This window comes from Streptomyces sp. NBC_01689 (assembly GCF_036250675.1).
Lineage (GTDB): Bacteria > Actinomycetota > Actinomycetes > Streptomycetales > Streptomycetaceae > Streptomyces.
On record NZ_CP109592.1, the window covers coordinates 3,065,450 to 3,085,300 of the forward strand.

Annotated in this window: 18 protein-coding genes; 9 read left to right on the plus strand and 9 right to left on the minus strand. The window is 73.1% G+C overall.

The window, feature by feature from the left end:
• Positions 1–44 precede the first annotated feature (44 nt).
• Positions 45–752 (minus strand): SDR family oxidoreductase, encoded by a 708-nt coding sequence (locus tag OG776_RS12930; protein ID WP_148013254.1) that lies wholly within the window; start codon positions 750–752, stop codon positions 45–47.
• A 102-nt stretch (positions 753–854) separates the two neighbouring features.
• Between OG776_RS12930 and OG776_RS12935 the strand changes: the two genes are divergently transcribed.
• From OG776_RS12935 to OG776_RS12945, 3 genes are all read left to right on the plus strand, one after another.
• Entirely contained in the window at positions 855–1,691 is an 837-nt protein-coding gene (locus tag OG776_RS12935; protein WP_148013255.1) for a helix-turn-helix transcriptional regulator, read from the plus strand.
• A gap of 144 nt (positions 1,692–1,835) precedes the next feature.
• Positions 1,836–2,033 (plus strand): DUF4236 domain-containing protein, encoded by a 198-nt coding sequence (locus tag OG776_RS12940; protein ID WP_148013256.1) that lies wholly within the window; start codon positions 1,836–1,838, stop codon positions 2,031–2,033.
• Between the two features lie 240 nt (positions 2,034–2,273).
• Complete coding sequence (locus OG776_RS12945; protein WP_148013257.1) at positions 2,274–3,803, plus strand: helix-turn-helix domain-containing protein; 1,530 nt, start codon at positions 2,274–2,276, stop codon at positions 3,801–3,803.
• Positions 3,804–3,885: 82 nt separating this feature from the next.
• Here the strand turns inward: OG776_RS12945 and OG776_RS12950 are convergent, their stop codons facing one another.
• Entirely contained in the window at positions 3,886–4,329 is a 444-nt protein-coding gene (locus OG776_RS12950) for a DUF6299 family protein (RefSeq protein WP_148013258.1), read from the minus strand.
• Positions 4,330–4,572: 243 nt separating this feature from the next.
• Here OG776_RS12950 and OG776_RS12955 point away from each other — a divergent pair, with 243 nt between their 5' ends.
• A complete protein-coding gene (locus tag OG776_RS12955; RefSeq protein ID WP_148013259.1) occupies positions 4,573–4,764 on the plus strand; it encodes a DUF5999 family protein in 192 nt (63 codons plus the stop codon).
• A 29-nt stretch (positions 4,765–4,793) separates the two neighbouring features.
• Here the strand turns inward: OG776_RS12955 and OG776_RS12960 are convergent, their stop codons facing one another.
• On the minus strand, positions 4,794–5,192 hold the full coding sequence (locus tag OG776_RS12960; protein ID WP_148013260.1) for a RidA family protein: 399 nt from the start codon (positions 5,190–5,192) through the stop codon (positions 4,794–4,796).
• Positions 5,189–6,397: an acyl-CoA dehydrogenase family protein gene (locus tag OG776_RS12965; RefSeq protein ID WP_148013261.1), complete on the minus strand. Its 1,209-nt coding sequence runs from the start codon at positions 6,395–6,397 to the stop codon at positions 5,189–5,191. The genes OG776_RS12960 and OG776_RS12965 overlap by 4 nt, the downstream gene beginning before the upstream one ends.
• Before the next feature lie 253 nt (positions 6,398–6,650).
• Here OG776_RS12965 and OG776_RS12970 point away from each other — a divergent pair, with 253 nt between their 5' ends.
• Together OG776_RS12970 and OG776_RS12975 are read left to right on the plus strand one after the other, a co-directional pair.
• Positions 6,651–8,351: an AMP-binding protein gene (locus tag OG776_RS12970; protein ID WP_329320728.1), complete on the plus strand. Its 1,701-nt coding sequence runs from the start codon at positions 6,651–6,653 to the stop codon at positions 8,349–8,351.
• A 15-nt stretch (positions 8,352–8,366) separates the two neighbouring features.
• Positions 8,367–9,185, plus strand: coding sequence for a PaaX family transcriptional regulator (locus tag OG776_RS12975; protein WP_148013263.1), 819 nt, complete (start codon positions 8,367–8,369; stop codon positions 9,183–9,185).
• 31 nt (positions 9,186–9,216) lie between these two features.
• Here OG776_RS12975 and OG776_RS12980 read toward each other — a convergent pair whose 3' ends face one another.
• Both OG776_RS12980 and OG776_RS12985 read right to left on the minus strand, forming a co-directional pair.
• On the minus strand, positions 9,217–11,484 hold the full coding sequence (locus OG776_RS12980) for a bifunctional salicylyl-CoA 5-hydroxylase/oxidoreductase (protein ID WP_329323701.1): 2,268 nt from the start codon (positions 11,482–11,484) through the stop codon (positions 9,217–9,219).
• 289 nt (positions 11,485–11,773) lie between these two features.
• Complete coding sequence (locus OG776_RS12985) at positions 11,774–12,601, minus strand: enoyl-CoA hydratase family protein (RefSeq protein ID WP_148013264.1); 828 nt, start codon at positions 12,599–12,601, stop codon at positions 11,774–11,776.
• 350 nt (positions 12,602–12,951) lie between these two features.
• On the opposite strand from OG776_RS12985, the gene OG776_RS12990 reads away from it, so the two are divergent.
• Positions 12,952–13,404: an ATP-binding protein gene (locus OG776_RS12990; protein WP_148013265.1), complete on the plus strand. Its 453-nt coding sequence runs from the start codon at positions 12,952–12,954 to the stop codon at positions 13,402–13,404.
• Here the strand turns inward: OG776_RS12990 and OG776_RS12995 are convergent.
• The 3 genes from OG776_RS12995 to OG776_RS13005 form a co-directional block, all read right to left on the minus strand.
• On the minus strand, positions 13,401–14,963 hold the full coding sequence (locus OG776_RS12995; RefSeq protein WP_329320731.1) for an amino acid permease: 1,563 nt from the start codon (positions 14,961–14,963) through the stop codon (positions 13,401–13,403). The genes OG776_RS12990 and OG776_RS12995 overlap by 4 nt on opposite strands.
• Positions 14,964–15,097: 134 nt before the next feature.
• Positions 15,098–16,105, minus strand: a complete 1,008-nt coding sequence (argF, locus tag OG776_RS13000; RefSeq protein ID WP_148013267.1) for an ornithine carbamoyltransferase — start codon at positions 16,103–16,105, stop codon at positions 15,098–15,100.
• A 245-nt stretch (positions 16,106–16,350) separates the two neighbouring features.
• Positions 16,351–17,574, minus strand: a complete 1,224-nt coding sequence (locus tag OG776_RS13005) for an arginine deiminase (RefSeq protein ID WP_148013268.1) — start codon at positions 17,572–17,574, stop codon at positions 16,351–16,353.
• A gap of 164 nt (positions 17,575–17,738) precedes the next feature.
• On the opposite strand from OG776_RS13005, the gene OG776_RS13010 reads away from it, so the two are divergent.
• Together OG776_RS13010 and OG776_RS13015 are read left to right on the plus strand one after the other, a co-directional pair.
• Positions 17,739–18,782, plus strand: a complete 1,044-nt coding sequence (locus OG776_RS13010) for an SPFH domain-containing protein (protein WP_329320734.1) — start codon at positions 17,739–17,741, stop codon at positions 18,780–18,782.
• A complete protein-coding gene (locus OG776_RS13015) occupies positions 18,779–19,672 on the plus strand; it encodes a hypothetical protein (protein WP_329320736.1) in 894 nt (297 codons plus the stop codon). Before OG776_RS13010 ends, OG776_RS13015 begins: the two co-directional genes overlap by 4 nt.
• Positions 19,673–19,851: the final 179 nt, after the last annotated feature.

The window sequence follows — 19,851 nt, forward strand, 5'->3', positions numbered from 1 at the left end:
TGGATCCGCGGCCACCGGTGGTCCGGGGCGCACCGGAGGTGCCGTCACCAGGGAAGGGGCCCCTCGACGTCGAAGTACCCGCCCGTCGGGCCGTCCGGGCCCAGCAGCGCGGCGCGGACGATGACCTCGGCACCCTCCTGGACCGTCTGCGTGCCCGTGTTCCCGTTCAGGTCCGTCGCGGTGTAACCCGGCTCCACCGCGTTGACACGGATCCCGGGGAAGGCCTTCGCGAACTGCACGGTGATCATGTTGACCGCGGTCTTCGACGCCGGATAGGCGACCCCCGGGTAAGCGTGGGTGGGGGTGTCCGGCTCGCCGACCCGGGTCAGCGAGGCGAGGCCGCTGCTCACGTTCACCACGACCGGCGCCGCGGAACGGCGCAGCAGGGGCAGGAACGCGTGGGTCACCCGCACGACCCCGAAGACGTTCGTCTCGAAGATCGAGCGCATCATGCCGGCGGTCAGGTCCGCGGCGCCGACGACGCCCCCGTCCGGGGTCCGCCCCTCGATGCCGGCGTTGTTGATCAGTACGTCGAGACCGCCCTCGGCCTCGACGGTCTTCGCCGCGGCGGCGACGGAGTCGTCGTCGGTGACGTCGAGGACCAGGGCGCGCGCACCCAGTTCCGCGGCCGCCCGGCGTCCGCGCTCCGGGTCACGGCTGCCCACGTAGACGGTGTGGCCCGCGGCGACGAGGCGGCGGGCGGTCTCGAAGCCGAGACCCTTGTTCGCTCCGGTGATGAGTGTGGTCGTCATGGCTCCAGGCTGCGGGCGGACGCCCCCGGCCGGCCAGGAGTCCCGTCTTCCTGGGACTCCTGGTACCAGGCAGGGCCGCCCCGCGCGGTGCACAGTGGAGGCATGGCGAGCACGGAGTTCGGGCGGACGGTACGGCGCTGGCGCGACCGGGTCTCCCCGGAGGCCGCCGGACTGCCCGCCGGCGGGCAGCGCAGGGCGGCCGGGCTGCGCCGCGAGGAACTCGCCCTGCTGGCCGGGATCTCGGTCGACTACGTCACCCGCCTCGAACAGGGCCGGGCGGCCCACCCGTCGGAGCAGGTCGTCGAGGCGCTCGGCCGGGCGCTGCGGCTGTCCGGCCTGGAGCGCGAACACCTCTTCCACACCGCCGGACTGGTCCCGCCGGGACGCGGCACGGTGCCGGGCCATCTGACACCGAGCGTGCAGCGACTGCTGGACCGGCTGACCGGGACCCCCGTGGCGGCCTACGACGCGGCGTGGACACTGCTGGTGGCCAACCCGCTGTACGCGGCGCTGCTGGGCGACCCGTCGGGGTGGCGCGATCTGGAGCGCAACGGGGTGTGGCGCGCCTTCCTCGGCCCGGCGAGCCGGGTCCGCCACACGCCGGAGTCCCGCCGGACGCTGGAGACGGCACTCGTGAGCGACCTGCGGACGACCGCGAACCGCTATCCCGCCGACCGGCGGGTGCGGCGGCTGATCACCGAACTGCGCGCGGACAGCGCCCGGTTCGCCGAGCTGTGGGACTCCGGGGTGGTGGGCCGCCAGGAGGCCTCGCGCAAGACGGTCGACCATCCGCAGCTGGGCCCTCTCACCCTGGACTGCGACATCCTCAGCGTCGCCGGCAGCGACCTGCGCATCATGGTGTACACGGCGGAGCCCGGCACCCAGGACGCCGAACGCGTCGCGCTGCTCGAGGTGCTCGGCACCCAGGCGCTGGCGTGAACGGCTGCGCCCCTCGCGGCGGTTCGGCCGCGAGCGGGTTTTCGGGGTGTCGTGGATCCACAGGCGGCCAAGGGCCGATTCCGGGGTACCCGGTGTCCGAGCCGGGACGCGCCCGGCGTCGCGAACCGACCCAGGGGGCCCTCGATGGCAATCACCTTCCGCAAGAGCTTCCGCATCCTTCCCGGGGTGCGCCTGAACATCAACCGGCACTCGTGGTCGATCACCACCGGCGGACGGCACGGGCCGCGGCAGACCCACAGCAGCACCGGACGCAAGACCACGTCGATGGACCTGCCGGGTCCCTTCGGCTGGCGCCGCACCTCGCGCCGGAAGGACCACTGACGCCACCGGTCCGCGCCTCTCCCGCCCGGCGGCGAACGCGCGGGCCGGCCGCGGCGGCGAGGTGACGACGGCGGCGGTGACGACGGACGACGCGCCGCAGGGGAGGACCGGAGAGGCCGGTCCTCCCGCCGCGCGCTCCGGTCCGCCCGAACTCCCCTGCCCGTCCGCCCCGCTGGCCACCGTCACTCGAATGGGCGCACTCCATTTCTCTTTATCTCACATGAGATATACGGTCGCGCCATGGCAGACGACTACCTCGTACGCATCGGCAAGCTCATCCGTGACGCCCGTCAGCACCGGGGCTGGACGCAGTCGCAGCTCGCCGAGGCTCTCGGCACCAGCCAGAGCGCCGTCAACCGCATCGAGCGCGGCAATCAGAACATCAGCCTTGAGATGATCGCCCGCATAGGCGAGGCCCTGGACAGCGAGATCGTGTCCCTGGGGTACGCGGGCCCGATGCACCTGCGCGTGGTCGGCGGACGGCGGCTGTCCGGCTCGATCGACGTGAAGACCAGCAAGAACGCCTGTGTCGCGCTGCTGTGCGCGACCCTCCTCAACAAGGGCCGGACGGTGCTGCGCCGGGTGGCCCGCATCGAGGAGGTCTACCGCCTGCTGGAGGTGCTCGGTTCGATCGGCGTCCGCACCCGCTGGATCAACGACGGGGTCGACCTGGAGATCGTGCCCCCGGCCCAGCTGGACATGGAGGCCATCGACGCCGAGGCGGCCCGTCGCACGCGGTCCATCATCATGTTCCTCGGCCCGCTGCTGCACCGCATGGACCACTTCAAGCTTCCCTACGCGGGCGGTTGCGACCTCGGCACCAGGACCATCGAGCCGCACATGATCGCGCTGCGCCGCTTCGGTCTCGACATCGCCGCCACCGAAGGGCTGTACCACGCCCGGGTGGACCGTTCGGTCTCCCCCGCCCGCCCGATCGTCCTGACCGAGCGCGGCGACACGGTGACCGAGAACGCGCTGCTCGCCGCGGCCCGCCACGACGGCGTGACCGTCATCCGCAACGCCTCCTCCAACTACATGGTCCAGGACCTGTGCTTCTTCCTGGAGGCGCTGGGCGTACGGGTGGAGGGCATCGGCACCACGACACTCACCGTGCACGGCGTGCCCACCATCGACGTGGACGTGGACTACTCGCCCTCGGAGGACCCGGTCGAGGCGATGAGCCTGCTGGCCGCCGCCGTCGTCACCGAGTCGGAGCTGACCGTGCGCCGGGTGCCGATCGAGTTCCTGGAGATCGAGCTCGCGGTCCTGGAGGAGATGGGCCTCGACCACGACCGTACGGCGGAGTACTTCGCCGACAACGGCCGGACGCGGCTGGTGGACCTGACGGTCCGGCCCTCCAAGCTGGAGGCGCCGATCGACAAGATCCACCCGATGCCCTTCCCGGGTCTGAACATCGACAACGTCCCGTTCTTCGCGGCCATCGCGGCCTCCGCGCAGGGCAAGACGCTGATCCACGACTGGGTGTACGACAACCGGGCGATCTACCTGACGGACCTCAACCGCCTCGGCGGGCGGCTCCAGCTCCTCGACCCGCACCGGGTCCTGGTGGAGGGCCCGACCCGCTGGCGCGCCGCGGAGATGATGTGCCCGCCGGCGCTGCGGCCCGCCGTGGTCGTGCTGCTCGCGATGATGGCGGCCGACGGGACGTCCGTGCTGCGCAACGTGTACGTCATCAACCGCGGTTACGAGGACCTGGCCGAGCGCCTCAACTCGCTCGGGGCGCAGATCGAGACGTTCCGGGACATCTGACCCGCCGTAGGGCACCGGGGCCCGCCGGGGCCGGCCTCGCGTCGCCCGGCGGGCCCCGTCGTGCGCCGTCCCGTGGGCCGGCTCAGCCCTCCACGAGCGTGATGTCCTGCTGCCGCACCGCGTGGAACGTCGGCAGCGGCAGACCGCCCGCGCCGGGGCTCAGCTCCATCAGGGTGGCCTCGACCCGGGCGGCCCCCGGCCGGAGGGTGCCGGGCTCGCGCTTCTCGGAGTTGGCCCAGCGGTGTGCCGTTCCGTCGCAGACGGCCGAGGTGCCGCCGATGCCCTGACGCACCCGGGGGTCGCCCTGCCACACCGACGAGGACACGAGCACCGGGCCGCCACCCGTGAGACACCGGTAGGTGCCGGAGAGCGTGATGGTGCCGTCCGCCGCGAGGTGACCGGTGGAGTCGACGGTGACCGTCTCGTACGGGTCCGACAGGCCCGCGGCGGACGCGGCGACGGCCGACGGGGCCAGCAGCAGGAACACGGCGCCGGTTGCCGCACCGATGACCTGGCGCAAGGACATGGAAGTACCTCCTGGAACGTGGAAGGCTCCACAGGTACCGGCCCCGCGTGCCCGCGGCGGTGATCGTCACCCCTTTGGTGGCGAGTCCGCACCACGCGTCATGGGAACGTCCGAGAGTTGTCCGTGTGTTGTCACGCTTCTCGACCCGTGGTTCCGATCAGTTCGCCGCGGGAGGATGGTCTTGTCCATGCGAGGCGGCGACCGTGCCGCAGACACTCATCGCATCCGACGTGGAGGTGCGCCATGTGTTCTCACCAGACTCTGTGCCCGTCCGCGGACTCCAGGCTCCCGCACGTGGTGTCGGCCCACCACGAGCAGGGGTGGAGCCTGCTGTGCAACGGCGCGATCGTCTTCGACGACAGCGGCGAGCTGCTCCCCGACGGCAGCGTGATCGCTCCGCACCGGGTGTTCGCCGAGCGGCTCGCCGCCGCCTGATCACGACCCGCACCGCGCGGGCGCCGCGTTCACTCCAGCACCGCGAAGCCGTCGAGTTCGACCAGGGCGCGTTCGTCCCACAGGCGTACGGCGCCGACGACGGCCATCGCGGGGTAGTCGCGCCCCGCCGACCGCCGCCAGAGGCGCCCGAGTTCGGCGGCGTGGGCGCGGTAGTCCGCGACGTCGGTGGCGTACACCGTTACCCGTGCGAGGTCCGCCGGGGTGCCCCCCGCGGCCCGCAGCGCCGCGAGCAGATTCGCCAGCGCCCGCTCGAACTGCTCCGGGAGGGTCTCGCCGACCACCTTCCCGTCCGTGTCGAGCGCGGTCTGGCCCGCCAGGAAGACGACGCGGGTGCCGGTGGCGACGACGGCGTGCGAGAAGCCGGTGGCCGGGGAGAGCCCGGCCGGATCGATCCGCTCGATGCTCACTGTTCCTCCTGTCGGGCGTACAGCTCCTTGGCGATGACGGCCCGTTGGACCTCGCTCGCCCCCTCGTAGACGCGCGGGGCGCGGACCTCGCGGTAGAGGTGTTCGAGGAGATGACCGCGGCGCAGTGCGCGGGCGCCGTGCAGCTGGACCGCCGCGTCGACCACGTACTGGGCGGTCTCGGTCGCCAGCAGCTTCGCCATCGCCGCCCGCCGGGGCACGTCCGGGGCTCCCTCGTCGTACGCCGCCGCGGCCGCGTACACCATCAGCCGGGCCGCCTCGGTGCGCAGCGCCATCTCGGCGACCTGGTGGGCCACCGTCTGCAGGTCCTTCAGCTTCCCGCCGAACGCCTCGCGCCGGGACGTGTGCGCGAGGGTCGCCTCCAGCGCCGCCGCCGCCATGCCGACCGCGAAGGCGCCGACGCTCGGGCGGAACAGGTTGAGGGTGCCCATCGCGACCCGGAAGCCGCGGTCGGGCGCGCCGAGCACGTCGTCGGCCGTGACCGGCACGGCGTCGAAGGTGAGGGTGCCGATCGGGTGCGGCGAGAGCATGTCGAGCGGGGCCCCGTCGAGGCCGGGCCGGTCGGCGGGGACGAGGAAGGCGGTGACACCCCGGGCGCCGGCGCCCGGGGTGGTGCGGGCGAAGACGGTGTAGAAGTCGGCCTCGGGCGCGTTGGAGATCCAGCACTTCTCCCCGGTGAGCCGCCAGCGACCGGCGCCGTCGGCCTCGGCGAGCGTCCCGGTGTCCGCCGCGCCGGACGGGCTCCCGGCCGGCGGACCGCCCGGGTGGGGGTGCGGGGCGGACCGGTCCGCGCGCAGGGTCAGCGCCGCCGCGTCGGAGCCCGCGGCCGGCTCACTGAGCGCGAAGGCGGCCACGGCGGTGCCGTCCGAGACGCGCGGGAGCCAGTCAGCGCGCTGCGCCGGGGTGCCGTACGCGTGCACCGGATACGCGCCGAGACCCTGCAGGGCGAGCGCGGTCTCGGCCTCCGTGCAGACGTGCGCCAGGGACTCCCGCATCAGGCACAGGTCGAGCGCACCGGAGGTGAACAGCCGGGCGAGCAGGCCGAGTCGGCCGAGTTCGGCGACGAGCGGCCGGTTGACGCGGCCCGGCTCACCCTTCTCGGCCAGTGGGGCGAGCCGCTCCGCGGCGAGCGTACGCAGCTCGGCGCACCAGGCGTGCTGCGCCGCGTCGAGCGAGAAAACGGTCACGGCCGGTCCCCTCTCCCTGGGAGCACCAGGTTATCGCGGGACGTTGACTGTCGTCACCAACACGATACGCTCCTTGTGCGCAACCGAGAGCCGAGCCACGAACCGGGCACGGCGTGCGACACCCGCCTGCGATCCGCGGGCGCCACGCACACCGCGCCACCCACACCGCGCCACGCACCCTGTGCCACCGACCACGCGCCACGAGCCGCGAGTCGAGAGCCGCGAGCCCACCACGACAAGGGGGCGAACCTCCATGGACCCCGGCGACACCCTGGAGCCGACGACCTCGGCCCATCTCGACACCTTCGCCCGCGACCACCTCCCACCCCCCGAACAGTGGCCCCGACTCCTGCTCGAAACGCCCGAGTTGCGCTATCCGGACCGGCTCAACTGCGCCGTCGAACTCCTCGGCGGCGGACATCCGCAGCGCCCGGTCTTCCGCACGCCGTCCGGCGACCTGTGGACGTACGGCCAGCTTCTCTCGCGGGTCGACCGCATCGCCCATGTGCTGACCACCGAGCTGGGCGTGGTGCCCGGGAACCGCGTCATGCTGCGCGGGCCCACCACGCCCTGGCTGGCCGCGTGCTGGCTGGCGGTCCTCAAGGCCGGCGCGATCGCCGTCACCGTGCTCGCCCAGCAACGCCCGTACGAGCTGGCCACGATGGGCACGATCGCCCGGGTGACCCACGCCCTGTGCGACGTGCGGTCGGTCGACGACCTGGCCGGGGCGGACATCCCCGGGCTGCGGATCACGACGTACGGCGGTGACGCCCCCGACGACCTGTTGCTGCGGATCACGGGCGCCTGCGACGAGCCCTTCCCGGCCGTGGACACGGCCGCCGACGACGTCGCGCTGATCGCGTTCACCTCGGGCACGACCGGCCGCCCCAAGGGCTGTGTGCACTTCCACCGCGATGTGCTGGCCATCGCGGACACCTTCTCCCGCCATGTGCTGAGGCCGAACGCGGACGACGTCTTCACCGGCAGTCCCCCGCTGGGATTCACCTTCGGACTCGGCGGACTCGTCGTCTTCCCGATGCGCGCGGGCGCCTGCTCCCTGCTGCTCGAACAGGCGGGCCCCCGGCAGCTGTTGCCCGCGATCGCGGAGCACCGCGTCTCCGTGTTGTTCACCGCGCCGACCGCCTACCGGGCGATGCTGGCGGACCTGGAGGGGTACGACACGACATCGTTGCGGCGCTGTGTGTCGGCGGGCGAGAACCTGCCCGCGGCGACCTGGCGGGACTGGCAGGCACGCACCGGGCTGCGCATCATCAACGGCATCGGCGCCACCGAGCTGCTGCACATCTTCATCTCCGCGGCCGACGAGCGGATCAGACCCGGCACGACGGGCCTGCCCGTCCCCGGCTGGCAGGCGCGCGTGATCGGCCCCGACGGGAGCCCGGTGCCGGACGGCGAACCCGGGCTGCTCGCCGTCCGCGGCCCGGTGGGCTGCCGCTATCTCGCCGACCCGCGGCAGCGGGAGTACGTGCGCGACGGCTGGAACATCACGGGCGATACCTACGTCCGCGGCACCGACGGCTACTTCCGTTATGTCGCCCGCGCCGACGACATGATCGTCTCCGCCGGGTACAACATCGCGGGGCCGGAGGTCGAGGAGGCGCTGCTGCGCCATCCGGACGTCGTCGAGACAGCCGTCGTGGGCCGCCCCGACGAGGCGCGCGGCCAGGTCGTGGTGGCCTACGCGGTGCTGCGGCCGGACACGCCGCGGGACCCGGAGGCGCTGCGCGCGTTCCTCAAGTCGGAGCTCGCGCCGTACAAGTGCCCCCGGGAGTTCGTCTTCCTCGACGCGCTGCCGCGCACGGCCACCGGGAAGCTGCAGCGGTTCCGGTTGCGTACGGCCGTCCCCGCGCAGACGGCTCCCGGGGCCGGCTCGCCCACCGGGGACGAGTCGTCCACCGGAGGTGAGTTGTCCACCGGAGGCGGTTCCAAGTGATCTTCGAGCACTAGAGTGATCAATGTGTCAGAGCAGCGCGCCCCCCGGTCCCTCATCGTCACGTTCTACGGCGCGTACGGCCGTTTCATGTCCGGCCCGGTGCCGGTGGCCGAGCTGATCCGGCTCCTCGCCGCGGTCGGTGTCGACGCGCCCTCGGTGCGCTCGTCGGTCTCCCGGCTCAAGCGGCGCGGGCTGCTCGAACCGGCGCGCACCCCGGCGGGAGCGGCGGGGTACGGGCTGTCGCCGGACGCGCGCCAGCTCCTCGAGGACGGCGACCGGCGGGTGTACGCCACGGCGCCGCCCGAGGACGACGGCTGGGTGCTCGCCGTCTTCTCGGTGCCGGAGTCGGAGCGCCAGAAGCGGCACGTGCTGCGTTCGCGGCTGGCCGGCCTCGGTTTCGGGACGGCCGCGCCCGGGGTGTGGCTCGCCCCCGCCCGGCTCTACGAGGAGACGCGGCACACCCTCGCACGGCTGCGGCTCGATCCGTACGTGGAGCTGTTCCGCGGCGAGCACCTCGGCTTCGCGGCGACGGCGGACGCGGTCGCGCGCTGGTGGGACCTGGGATCGATCGCCGCGGAGCACGAGGCGTTCCTCGACCGGCACGCGCCCGTGCTGCGTGCCTGGGAGCGGCGCGCGGACACCCCTCCCGAGGAGGCCTACCGCGACTATCTGCTCGCCCTGGACACCTGGCGTCACCTCCCCTACGCCGACCCCGGACTTCCCGTCGCGCTGCTGCCCGCCGACTGGCCGGGCGCCCGGTCGGCCGCCGTCTTCCGGGCGCTGCACGAGCGGTTGCGGGACGCGGGGGCGGCTTTCACCGAGGTGCCCGGATAGCCCGGACGCCCGGGCGTACCCCGTCCCGTTCTCAAGTCCCCAGCGAGAGACGGGGTCTGGGCGCGTCGAGACGTCCGGTCTGCGGACGTCTGCTGCCCGCCCGGTACGGCGTCGGCCAGGCGACTCCCGGACCCTCGTACCCCTGCTCGGCCGCCGCGTGCAGGGTCCAGTGCGGGTCGTAGAGGTGCGGCCGGCCGAGTGCGCACAGGTCCGTACGCCCCGCGAGGATCAGCGAGTTGACGTCGTCCCAGGAGGAGATCGCGCCGACGGCGATCACCGGCAGACCGGTCTCGTGGCGGATCCGGTCGGCGTACGGCGTCTGGTACGACCGCCCGTACTCGGGCCGCTCCTCCGCCACCACCTGGCCCGTCGACACGTCCACCGCGTCCGCGCCGTGCGCGGCGAAGGCCCGCGCGACGGCGACGGCGTCGTCCCCGGTGGTGCCGCCCTCGGCCCAGTCCGTCGCGGAGATACGGACGGTCATGGGCCGCTCCTCCGGCCACACCGCCCGTACGGCGTCGAAGACCTCCAGCGGGAAGCGCAGTCTGCGTTCCAGCGAGCCGCCGTAGGCGTCGGTGCGCCGGTTGGTCAGCGGTGAGAGGAAACCGGAGAGCAGATAGCCGTGGGCGCAGTGGAGTTCGAGCAGGTCGAAGCCGCAGCGCGCGGCGCGCCAGGCAGCGGCGGCGAACTGCTCCCGGATGTCGGTCAGTTGGGCGCGGGTGAGCTCGCGGGGTGCCTGGCTGTCCGGGCGGTACGGGATCGGGGACGCGGCCACGAGGGGCCAGGCGCCCTCCTCCAACGGCTCGTCGATGCCCTCCCACATCAGCTTCGTGGCGCCCTTGCGGCCGGAGTGGCCGAGCTGCACGCCGACGGCGGTGCCGGGCGCCTGGGCGTGCACGAAGCCGACGATCCGCCGCCAGGCGTCGGCCTGGCGCTGTGTGTAGAGCCCCGCACAGCCGGGCGTGATCCGGCCCTCGGCGCTGACGCACACCATCTCGGTCATCACCAGGCCGGCGCCGCCGAGTGCCCGCGCCCCGAGGTGTACGAGATGGAAGTCGCCCGGGACGCCTTCCACGGCCGAGTACATGTCCATCGGGGAGACCACCACCCGGTTGCGCAGGGTCACTCCGCGCAGCCGGAGGGGGGTGAACATCGGGGGTGTGCCGGGTGGGCAGCCGAACTCCCGCTCGACCGCGGCCGTGAAGCGGGCGTCGCGCAGCCGCAGGTTGTCGTGGGTGACCCGGCGGCTGCGGGTGAGGAGGTTGAAGGCGAACTGGCGCGGTCGCTGGCCGACGTACCGGCCGACGTTCTCGAACCATTCCAGGCTCGCGCGGGCCGCGCGCTGGGTGGAGGCGACGACCGGGCGCCGCTCCTGCTCGTAGGCGGTGAGCGCCTCGCCGGTCGAGGGCCGCTCCCGGAGGCAGGCGGCGAGCGCGAGCGCGTCCTCGACGGCGAGCTTGGTGCCGGAGCCGATGGAGAAGTGGGCGGTGTGCGCGGCGTCGCCCAGGAGCACCAGGTTGCCGTGCGACCAGCGGTCGTTGACGACGGTGCGGAAGGTGGTCCACGCCGAGTTGCCGGACCGCAGCGGTCGTCCGCCGAGGGTGTCGGCGAAGATCTTGGCGCACCGTTCGACGGACTCCCGTGTGTCCAGGTCGGCGAATCCCGCGGCCCGCCAGACCTCCTCGCGCATCTCGACGATGACGGTGGAGGCGTCGGCCGCGTAGGGGTAGCCGTGCAGTTGCATCACGCCGTGCTCGGTGCCGGCGATCTCGAAGCGGAAGGCGTCGAGGGCGAAGTCGGCGGCCAGCCAGATGTAGCGGCACCGGTGGTCCTCGACAGACGGCCCGAACGCGTCCGCGTACGCCTCCCGGGTCGCGCTGCGCACCCCGTCCGCGGCGACGACCAGGTCGTAGGCCGCGGTCAGCTCGGCCGGCGGCGGGGCCTCGGTCCGGAAGCGCAGGTCGACGCCGAGGGAGCGGCACCGTGCGTGCAGGATCTCCAGCAGCCGGCGCCGTCCGAGCGCCGCGAAGCCGTGGCCGCCGGAGGTGTGGTGGACTCCCCGGTGCACGATGTCGATGTCGTCCCAGCGCACGAACTCGTGCTGGAGCGCCGCGTGGACCACCGGATCGGCGTGCTCGATGCCGCCGAGGGTCTCGTCGGACAGGACGACACCGAAGCCGAAGGTCTCGTCGGGGGCGTTGCGCTCCCACACGGTGATCTCACGGCCGGGATCGAGCCGTTTGAGCAGGGCGGCGGCGTACAGACCGCCGGGTCCGCCCCCGATGACGGCTACGCGCAGGGAGGCACCGGGCCGCCCGGCCGCGGCGGACGGGGGCGGCGCGTCCGCCACCACGGCGGGCGCCGCGGTCTCCGCGGGCCCCGCGGTCGTGGGCGGACTGCCGGTCGCGGCCGGTGAAGACGGCTCGGCGGTGGCGGCCGGTGAAGACGGTGCGGCGATGGCGGCCGGGGGCACGGTGGTGCCGGCGGGGTCCGGGTCGCGGGGCGTGGCCACGGCTATCGCCCCCGCCACTTCGGCGGGCGCTTCTCGGTGAAGGCGGCGGGGTCCGGGTCGCGGGGCCTGGCCACGGCTATCGCCCCCGCCACTTCGGCGGGCGCTTCTCGGTGAAGGCGGCGTGGAACTCGGCGTAGTCCTCACCGTTCATCAGCAGGGCCTGGGTCGACGCGTCCAGTTCGACGGAGGCGGCGAGCGGCATGTCCAGTTCGGCGGTGAGCAGCGCCTTGGTCTGGGCGTGCGCGAGGGCCGGTCCGGCCGCCAGCCGGAGGGCGAGTGCCCGCGCGGCCTCGTCCGCGTGCCCCTCCTCGGTCAGCTCGCTGATCAGACCGATCCGCTCGGCCTCGGGAGCCCGCACGGGGTCGCCGAGCATCAGCAGCCGGGTCGCGTGACCGAGCCCGACGACGCGCGGCAGCAGATAGGCGGCGCCCATGTCGCCTCCGGAGAGTCCGACGCGGGTGAAGAGGAAGGCGAAGCGGGCGCTGGGGTCGGCGACCCGGAAGTCGGCCGCCAGCGCGAGCACGGCTCCGGCGCCCGCGGCCACGCCGTGCACCGCGGCGACGACCGGGAAGGGGCACTCCCGTACGGCGCGCACGACCTGTCCGGTCATCCGGTTGAAGTCGAGGAGCTGGGCGGTGTCCATGGAGAGGGTGGCGCCGATGATCTCGTCGACGTCACCGCCCGAGCAGAACCCGCGGCCCTCGCCCGCCAGCACCAGGGCGCGCACCGACCGCTCCCGGGAGAGCTCGGCGAGCAGGTCGCGCAGGTCGGCGTAGGCGCCGAAGGTGAGGGCGTTGAGTTTCTCGGGCCGGGCCAGGGTGACCGTGGCGACCCCGTCGGCGAACTCGCACCTCAGGTGGCGCCACGCGGAGGTGCGGGCGGCTGAGCCGGTGAAGGGACTCATGACGGACGGCCTCCTCGGGCGGGGCGGCGGTCTGCGCGGCGGGACCGCCCGCGCTCCCTCACGAAGTTATCACCAGTCTGTGACTGTCGTCACGAGTGCGCGATAACCCGGGCGCGGAGCGAGCTCCGGACGCGGCTCGGCCGGATGCCCGTCACCGAGTAACGGAACCTCGATGAGCCCGTAACGACAGGGGGCCCGGACGGGAGAGGACCCGTCGGCCCGGGTACGCACCCCCTGTCGGCCGAACGACCCGGGAGAACCCTGCCGAACGTCCCGCGAAGCGCCCGCCGAGCGCCTCTGCCGGGCCGCGCCGTACCATTCCTAAAGTTGAAAGCAGGACAGCCTGCTCCATGAACGGACCCACCTTGCACGACACCCCCGCCCCCGCCTCCTGGCGCATCGCACTGCCGCACACCGCCGCGGCCGTGCCCGTCGCCCGTGCCCTGGTCCGTACCGCGATGGCCGAGCTGGAGCACGCGGCCGACAGCGACACCGCGGAGCTGCTGACCGCGGAGCTGGTGGCCAACGCCGTGGAGCACACGGCGGGGGACGGTCCCATAGAGCTCGTGGTGGAACTGATGCCGACCGGCTGCCAGGTCGAGGTGCACGACCCCGACCCGGCGCCTCCGGGCAACCTCACCGTCCCCGGGCCGGTCGAGCCGCCCGATCCCTGGCAGGAGCACGGGCGCGGGCTGCTGCTGATCCGCACCCTCAGCTCGTCCTGCGGCCACCGCCCGACCGACTCCGGCAAGGCGGTCTGGTTCAGGCTTCCCGTGGTGCCGGCGCAGCGGCGGCCCGCCTAGGCGGTGTCCGCGGGGCGGGCGAGCAGCGAGCGGCGGCGCCCGTACAGGACGTACACGAGGACTCCGGCCAGCAGGAACCCGGCGAACTGGATCCAGGTCGTCCAGCCCGTCTCGTACATCAGGTAGAGGCAGAAGCCGACGCCGAGGAGCGGCAGGACGGGGTGGAGCGGCACCCGGAAGGTCCGCGCGAGACCGGGCTCCCGCCTGCGCAGCGCGATCACCGCGACGTTGACGGCGGCCATCGTGGCGAGTGTGCCGATGGTCGTCAGGTCGACGACCGCGTCCAGGGAGGCGAAGGCGGCCGGGACGGCGAAGACGAGGGCGACGATCAGTGTCCCGGCGACCGGCGTCGACGTCCTCGGCGAAACCTTCTCGAAGACGCGTGGGACGAGCCCGTCCCGGGCCATGGACATGAGGATGCGGGTCTGCCCGTACATCACCGCGAGCACCACCGAGGCGATGGCGACGACGGCGCCGAACGCGACGGCCGCGCCGCCGGCCGTCGAGCCGGTGACCTCGTTCACGACGTACGACAGGGCGGCCGGACGGCCGCCCACCGCGTCGCCGCCGACCGCGCCGATCGCCGCGAGGGCGACCGCGCAGTAGAGCAGGGTGACCAGGCCGATGCAGACCAGGATGGCGACGGGGATGTCACGGCGGGGGTTCTTGGCCTCCTCGCCGGCGGTGGTGATGGCGTCGAAGCCGATGTACGAGAAGAAGGCGGCCGTGGTGCCCGCGCCGATGCCGCCGAGTCCGGCAGGCGAGAACGGGGTGAGGTTGCCGTCCCTGAAGGCGCTGAACCCGATCGCACAGAAGGCGACGAGCACGACGAGTTTGAGCAGGGCCATGGCGGCGGTCGCCCGGGCGCTCTCGCGCACCCCGCGGACCAGGAGCACCGAGGCCAGCCCGATCACGACGACCGCGGGGAGGTTGACGACCCCGCCGTCGGACGGGCCCGCGGAGAGCGCCGCGGGGAGCTGCGCGCCGGTGAGGCTGTGCAGCAGCTCGTTCACGTACTGGCTCCAGCCGACCGCGACGGCCGACACGGAGACGCCGTACTCCAGGAGCAGGCACCAGCCGACGAGGAAGGCCGTGCCCTCGCCGAGTCCCGCGTAGGCGAAGGAGTACGAGGATCCGGAGACCGGGATCGCGCCGGCGAGCTCGGCGAACGAGAACGCGGTGAAGACGCAGGTGACCGCGGCGAGGACGAACGAGACGACCACGGCTGGTCCGGCCTGCGCGACGGAGTCGGAGAGGCCGACGAAGATCCCGGTGCCGACGATCGCGCCGACACCGAAGCAGATGAGCTGGAAGAGGCCCATGGTGCGCTCGAGACCGTGGCCCTCGCGGTCGGCGCCGGATTCGGCGACGAGCAGCGCGGGCGACTTCACGCGGAGCGCGCGGCGGCCGTGGGGAGTACCCGGGGCCGGGGGCGCGCCCGGGACGCGCGGGGCGGCGGGGGTCTCGGTGGACGTGCGGGAGGTGGGGGGCGTGTGCGGGGTGGGGGTGGTTCCGAACGCGCGGGTGGTGCGGGGAGCGGGCATGCGGGTGGTGCTCATTTCCGGTGGTACGGGGTGCGACGGTGGGGTGTCCCCCCGCTCGGGCGGGGCCGAGGGCCGGGGAATGTCGCGTGGCGGTCGCGGAAGGGGTGGCTCCGGACCGCCGGTCGGGACAGGGTCTGCGGCGGCCCGGCTCAGGCCAGGGTCGCGACCAGGACCGCCTTGATGGTGTGCAGCCGGTTCTCCGCCTCGTCGAAGACGACCGAGTGGTCCGACTCGAACACCTCGTCGGTCACTTCGAGGGAGTCGAGACCGTGGGTGGCGTGGATCTCGCGGCCGACCTTGGTGCCGAGGTCGTGGAAGGCCGGCAGGCAGTGCAGGAACCTCACGTCGGGATTGCCGGTGGCCCGCAGCACGTCCATGGTCACGGCGTACGGGGACAGGGCACCGATGCGCTCGTCCCACACCTCCTTGGGCTCGCCCATCGAGACCCAGACGTCGGTGGCGACGAAGTCGACCCCCCGGACGCCGTCGGCCACGTCCTCGGTGAGGGTGACGCGGCCGCCGTTGGCCGCCGCGAGTTCCCGGGCCCGCGCGACGATCACGTCGGCCGGCCAGTAGGCCCGCGGGGCGACGATCCGGACGTCCATGCCGAGGAGGGCGCCGGTGACCAGGTAGGAGTTGCCCATGTTGAACCGGGCGTCCCCGAGGTAGGCGAAGGAGATCCCGCCGAGCGGCTTGGCGCAGTGCTCGGTCATCGTGAGCACGTCCGCGAGCATCTGGGTGGGGTGCCAGTCGTCGGTCAGACCGTTGTAGACGGGCACGCCGGCGTACGCCGCCAGTTCCTCGACCGAGGCCTGACTGTCGCCCCGGTACTCGATCGCGTCGAACATCCGGCCGAGGACGCGCGCGGTGTCCTTCACCGACTCCTTGTGGCCTATCTGCGAACCGGAGGGGTCGAGATAGGTCGTCGACGCGCCCTGGTCGGCGGCGGCGACCTCGAAGGCGCAGCGCGTGCGGGTGGAGGTCTTCTCGAAGATCAGCGCGATGTTCCTGCCACGCAGGTACGGCGTCTCGGTCCCGGCCCTCTTGGCCGCCTTCAGCTCGGCGGCCAGCTCGATCAGACCGCGGAACTCCTCGCCGGTGAAGTCCAGCTCCTTGAGGAAGTGGCGGCCGGCGAGGACGGTCGGGACTGTCGCCATGGGGGCGCTCCTGGGGGCTGCGGGACGGAAACGGGCGTCTCGGACGGGGACTTTTGGAATTCTATACGATGTCCAGCATTTCTATACGTAGCCGCCCCGCTGGACCCGCCCCACGGACCGCGCCGGCCAGGGGCCACCCGCCGACAGGGGGGACGGAGGTCCGGGCCCCCCGACGCGCAGGCCCGGGCGGCGAGGCTGGACGGGGCGCGCCTCCCGGAGGGTGGGCGCGCCGGAGTTCCGGGAGCCTATACGGGTGCCCGTTCGACCGGGCAGCTCATGCAGCGGGGGCCGCCGCGGCCGCGGCCGAGCTCACTGCCCGGGATCTCTATGACCTCGATGCCCTGCTTGCGCAGATGCGTGTTGGTGGTCGCGTTGCGCTCGTAGGCGACCACCACACCCGGTTCGACGGCGAGGACGTTGCACCCGTCGTCCCACTGTTCCCGCTCGGCCGCGTGCACGTCCTGCGTGGCGGTCAGGACGCGGATCTCGGTCAGCCCGAGCGCCGCGGCGATCGCGCGGTGCATGTGCTCCGGGGGATGGTCGGTGACCTTCAGCTCCTTGTCCCCCACGCCCGGCTCGATGGTGTACGAGCGCAGCATGCCGAGCCCCGCGTACTGCGTGAAGGTGTCCGCGTCCACCATCGTCATCACCGTGTCGAGGTGCATGAAGGCCCGCCGCTTGGGCATGTCGAGCGCCACGATGGTGCGCGCCGAGCCCGCGGCGAACAGCTTGTGCGCGAGCATCTCCACGGCCTGGGGGGTGGTCCGCTCGCTCATGCCGATGAGGACCGCGCCGTTGCCGATGACCAGGACGTCGCCGCCCTCGATGGTCGACGGGTAGTCCGCCTGCCCCTCCGACCAGAGGTGGAAGGTCTCGTCCCGGAAGAGCGGGTGGTGCCGGTAGATCGCCTCGAAGTGCACGGTCTCGCGCTGCCGGGCCGGCCACCGCATGGCGTTGATGGAGACGCCGTCGTAGATCCAGGCGGAGGTGTCCCGGGTGAACAGGTGGTTCGGCAGCGGACCGAGCAGGAAGTCGTCCAGGTCCATGACATGGAAGCGCACGGACGTGGGCTCCGGATGGGCGTCCAGGAACTCCCGCTTCGTCATGCCGCCGACGAGCGCGGCCGCCAGTTCGTCGGCGGGCAGCGTCTCGAAGGAGGCCCGCAGGTGGTCGGTCGCGAGCGGTCCGTACTCCTTCTCGTCGAAGACCCGGTCCAGGACGAGCGATCTGGCCGCGGGGATCTCCAGCGCCTCGGTGAGCAGGTCGCCGAAAAGGTGGACGGTGACCCCGCGGTCACGGAGCACGTCGGCGAACCCGTCGTGCTCCGCACGGGCCCGGCGCACCCACAGCACGTCGTCGAAGAGCAGCGCGTCCTTGTTGCTGGGGGTGAGCCTTTTGAGCTCCAGATCAGGCCTGTGCAGGATGACGCGGCGCAGCCGCCCGGCCTCGGAGTCGACGTGGAATCCCATGTCTCCATCCTGACCATCCGGACGCCCGTTCACCCACGGATCGGGCCGACCCGGACCCACTTGATTTCGTCCCCTTGACGATAACCGGAATCCCGATTATCGTCTTACTGACGACAACAGGGAACGAAGGGCCGCCGGGAACGCCCGGCGGCGAGGGGGTACCCATGGCCGACATCACCCGGCGTCTCGGCTGGCGCCATCTGCGCGGGGCGCCGACCGCCCACGTCCGCCACCACCGGGCGGGCCGGCTCGTCCACGACGGCCCCGGGCTCAGCTTCTGGTACCGCTCGCTGACCGCCGCGCTCTCCGAAGTGCCGGTCGAAGACCGTGAGTTGGCGATGACCTTCCACGCCCGTACGTCGGACTTCCAGGACGTAGCGGTCCAGGCCACCGTCACCTACCGCATCAGCGACCCCGGCGTCGCGGCCGCACGCCTGGACTTCTCCATCGACCCCGACACGGGCTCCTGGCGCGGCACCCCCCTCGAACAGCTGGGGACGCTGCTGACCGAGACGGCCCAGCAGCACGCCCTGGACGTGCTCGCCCGCACGCCCCTGTCGGCGGCCCTGGTGGACGGCGTCGCCTCGGTGCGCGAGCGGATCGCGGGCGGCCTGGCCGCCGAACCCCGGCTTCCCTCCACGGGCATCGAGGTCGTGGCCGTACGCGTGGTGGCGCTGCGCCCCGAACCCGAGGTGGAGCGGGCCCTGCGCACCCCCGCCCGGGAGCAGATCCAGCAGGAGGCCGACCGGGCGACGTACGAACGGCGGGCCGTCGCGGTCGAGCGGGAGCGGGCCATCGCCGAGAACGAGCTGGCGAGTCAGATCGAACTGGCCCGGCGCGAGGAGCAGTTGGTCGACCAGCGCGGCACGAACGCGCGGCGCGAGGCGGAGGAGCACGCGGCCGCGGACGCGGTGCGGGCCACCGCCGAGGCGGCACGGACGGTACGGCTGGCGGACGCCGAGGGCACCCGGGTGGTGCGGCTGGCCGAGGCCGAGGCGCAGGCCGCCCGGGAGGTCGGCGAGGCCCGTGCCGTCGCCCAGGCCGCCTGGCTGCGGGTCCACTCGGAGGTGGACGTCGCCACGCTGCACGCGCTGACCGGCACGCGCCTCGCGGAGAACCTGCCGCGCATCGACAGCGTCACGGTGTCGCCCGACGTCCTGACCGGACTGCTCGCCCGGCTCGGCGGGGCACCGGGAGAGCCGGCGTGAGTCTCGCCCCACGGGTCGTGCTCGTCCATCGCACCACGGAGTACGAGGAGTTGGTGGCCCGGCACGGGACGTACGGACAAGCCGCGTTCTTCCTCACCTCCCGCGGCCGGGACATCGAGGAGGTCGCCGAGCGCGGCCGCCGCCACCGGCGGGCACTGGCCGAGGTCGCGTCGGCGGTGCCTCTGACGTGGCGTCAGGCCCGGGTCGAGCGGGGCGACCTGGACCGGTTCCTGTTCGGTCCCGAGGACGTCGTGGTCGTGGTGGGGCAGGACGGGCTGGTCGCCAACGTCGCCAAGTATCTGTCCGGGCAGCCCGTGATCGGTATCGACACCGATCCCGGGCGGAATCCGGGAGTACTGGTACGGCATCGGCCCCGGGACACCGGCGCCCTGCTCGCCTCGGCGCACAGGGGCCGGGCCGACGAGCTGACCATGGTCGAGGCCGTCGCGGACGACACGCAGCGGCTGCTGGCACTCAACGAGATCTATCTGGGAGCCGCGGGCCATCAGACGGCCCGCTATCGGCTGGGGCTCGACGAGTACGGGGGTGCCGTCGAGTCCCAGGCCTCGTCCGGGGTCCTGGTGGGCACCGGGACGGGGGCGAGCGGGTGGCTCCGCTCGGTGTGGCAGGGGCGGGGCGGCGAGTTGCCGCTGCCCCGCCCCACGGACGAACGGCTGATCTGGTTCGTCCGGGAGGCCTGGCCGTCACCGGTCACCGGTACGTCGCTCGTGGCCGGGGAGATGGGCGGGGAGGGCAGGCTGTCGCTCACCGTCGAGTCCGACCGGCTGATCGCGTTCGGGGACGGGATGGAGGGGGACGCGGTGGAGTTGGTGTGGGGGCAGACGGTGCGGGTGGGGGTGGCGGGGGTGCGGCTGCGGCTCCTGACCTGAGGGTCCTCGCCCCCGCCGCCCCTACCCGGCCCGTCCTGTACCTGGGGGCTCCGCCCCCGGACCCCCGCCAAGGGGCTGCCGCCCCCTGGACCCGCGCATCGCCCGAAGGGCTCGTCCTCAAACGCCGGACGGGCTGACATACCCGACCCCGGCCAGCACCAGCAGCCCGTCCGGCGTTT

Excerpts from the sequence above, each read along its gene's own strand:
- OG776_RS12990 (WP_148013265.1), top strand. The coding sequence starts at position 12,952 with ATGAACGGACCCACCTTGCACGACACCCCCGCCCCCGCCTCCTGGCGC.
- OG776_RS12945 (WP_148013257.1), top strand. The coding sequence starts at position 2,274 with ATGGCAGACGACTACCTCGTACGCATCGGCAAGCTCATCCGTGACGCC.
- OG776_RS12995 (WP_329320731.1), bottom strand. The coding sequence starts at position 14,963 with ATGAGCACCACCCGCATGCCCGCTCCCCGCACCACCCGCGCGTTCGGA.
- OG776_RS12985 (WP_148013264.1), bottom strand. The coding sequence starts at position 12,601 with ATGAGTCCCTTCACCGGCTCAGCCGCCCGCACCTCCGCGTGGCGCCAC.
- OG776_RS12970 (WP_329320728.1), top strand. The coding sequence starts at position 6,651 with ATGGACCCCGGCGACACCCTGGAGCCGACGACCTCGGCCCATCTCGAC.
- OG776_RS12930 (WP_148013254.1), bottom strand. The coding sequence starts at position 752 with ATGACGACCACACTCATCACCGGAGCGAACAAGGGTCTCGGCTTCGAG.
- OG776_RS12950 (WP_148013258.1), bottom strand. The coding sequence starts at position 4,329 with ATGTCCTTGCGCCAGGTCATCGGTGCGGCAACCGGCGCCGTGTTCCTG.
- argF (WP_148013267.1), bottom strand. The coding sequence starts at position 16,105 with ATGGCGACAGTCCCGACCGTCCTCGCCGGCCGCCACTTCCTCAAGGAG.
- OG776_RS12955 (WP_148013259.1), top strand. The coding sequence starts at position 4,573 with ATGTGTTCTCACCAGACTCTGTGCCCGTCCGCGGACTCCAGGCTCCCG.
- OG776_RS12940 (WP_148013256.1), top strand. The coding sequence starts at position 1,836 with ATGGCAATCACCTTCCGCAAGAGCTTCCGCATCCTTCCCGGGGTGCGC.
- OG776_RS13010 (WP_329320734.1), top strand. The coding sequence starts at position 17,739 with ATGGCCGACATCACCCGGCGTCTCGGCTGGCGCCATCTGCGCGGGGCG.
- OG776_RS13005 (WP_148013268.1), bottom strand. The coding sequence starts at position 17,574 with ATGGGATTCCACGTCGACTCCGAGGCCGGGCGGCTGCGCCGCGTCATC.
- OG776_RS12935 (WP_148013255.1), top strand. The coding sequence starts at position 855 with ATGGCGAGCACGGAGTTCGGGCGGACGGTACGGCGCTGGCGCGACCGG.